Source organism: Pseudoalteromonas phenolica (assembly GCF_005876835.1).
In the GTDB taxonomy this organism is placed as follows: domain Bacteria; phylum Pseudomonadota; class Gammaproteobacteria; order Enterobacterales; family Alteromonadaceae; genus Pseudoalteromonas; species Pseudoalteromonas phenolica_B.
The window spans coordinates 1-1,315 of sequence record NZ_PPSW01000082.1 but is presented as its reverse complement, the minus strand read 5'-3'; the positions used below and the strand labels follow the sequence as shown (position 1 = coordinate 1,315).

The 1,315-nt window shown below is 37.2% G+C and carries 2 protein-coding genes; both read right to left on the bottom strand.

Annotated features, from left to right (window positions below; translation table 11 throughout):
- Positions 1-175: 175 nt before the first annotated feature.
- The gene (locus C1E24_RS20740; RefSeq protein ID WP_138484806.1) at positions 176-661 is read right to left on the bottom strand and encodes a hypothetical protein; all 486 of its coding nucleotides are present in this window, start codon (positions 659-661) and stop codon (positions 176-178) included.
- Between the two features lie 88 nt (positions 662-749).
- Positions 750-914 carry a hypothetical protein gene (locus C1E24_RS21025; protein WP_171040949.1) on the bottom strand — a complete coding sequence of 55 codons (165 nt, stop codon included), beginning with the start codon at positions 912-914 and terminating at the stop codon, positions 750-752.
- Positions 915-1,315: the final 401 nt, after the last annotated feature.

The window sequence follows — 1,315 nt, the reverse complement described above, 5'->3', positions numbered from 1 at the left end:
ATTTAAGTATTAATGACAGAGCGCGCAGCGCTCTCATTCCCTTTGCGCAAGGTGAAATAACAGAATGCAAAGAGAAATAAACTTGTTTAAAAATGCTTTCTAGTACTTATCAAAAGAAAAATCGAACTGCTGCAGTTCGGTTTTGTTAACTACTGTTCCTAGCTTTGCCTGAGGTTTACCTTACCTTGACCCACTTATTAGATGCCAAAAGCCCGAGTCCAAGCGCTAGTCCATTCATATGATCAACAGCGCTGTTTAAACTCATAGTTAAGAGCCCTGCGATTGGATAAAGAAGTAAAAACGCAATACCAACTCTTTGAAGAGGTCGCGTATTTTTCAAAAATAGCACCACACCGTTATTTTCTTTACTGCCTATTACGACCCAATACACAAGCAATAAACTAGATAACACATATGGCAAGTACCAGTAATGTTCTAAACTGTGCTGAATAGCGAAAACGATCGACCCAATTAAAGACACCGCTAAAATACTAAAAATAGTCAACCATAAAGTATTCTCTTCTTTCTCAGGACCGCTCATCAAGAATAAGATTGCAATAGAGGAAAACAGTGTCGCTGTAATCAAGTCTTGTTTTAAGAAAGCAGTTCCAAGCAACGCAAAAAAGAGGGTAAAAAATATTATTTTGAACTTATTTTTCATGGAGAACTTAGTCACTATATAGAAAACCCTAAACTTTCATTTAGGGTTAAAGTAATTGAAACATAGAGCTATAAAAAGGCTAAATTAATTAACCCATGCCATATGGGTCAACACACTCAAAGTCTCCTTCATCGCCTATCGGCATAGGAATACACACCTCACTTTGCGTTTCAATTACAGGCTCTTTTGGCAGTTCATTTACAGGAGCCGTGCTTAAAAACAGTGCTGCAAAGAAGTTATAGATTGCTGTCATTTTAATTTTCCTTTTAATTGAACATCAATTTGCTAACAAATCATTAGCAAACTATATGTTTGCATAATCGGTTCAAGAAAACAACAGTACCTAAGTTATTATATAAAATGATGCAAAAGGTTAATAACAAGCGCAGTCGGTAACCTTTTCCGCAAAAGTGCTGCAAAAAGTTAATGACAGAGCACGCATCACTCTCATCCCTTTTGCGCAAAGTGAAGCAAGCTAATTTAACAATAGCCGACCTGATACTAGATTTATAAGAGGCCTAGAGGAACCCAGCTTCATGGATGAATTACAGCTTAGAACTAGCCTGAAGCAAGTTTCACAGCTTCTAAAACTTCTTAGTTTTATACCCCTAAAAACAAAAAACCCGAGCCTAAGCTTAGCGGCACTCGCTTAAG

Bases quoted from the DNA above. Each gene is read 5' to 3' on its own strand.
- C1E24_RS20740 (WP_138484806.1), bottom strand. From the start codon at position 661: ATGAAAAATAAGTTCAAAATAATATTTTTTACCCTCTTTTTTGCGTTG.
- C1E24_RS21025 (WP_171040949.1), bottom strand. From the start codon at position 914: ATGACAGCAATCTATAACTTCTTTGCAGCACTGTTTTTAAGCACGGCT.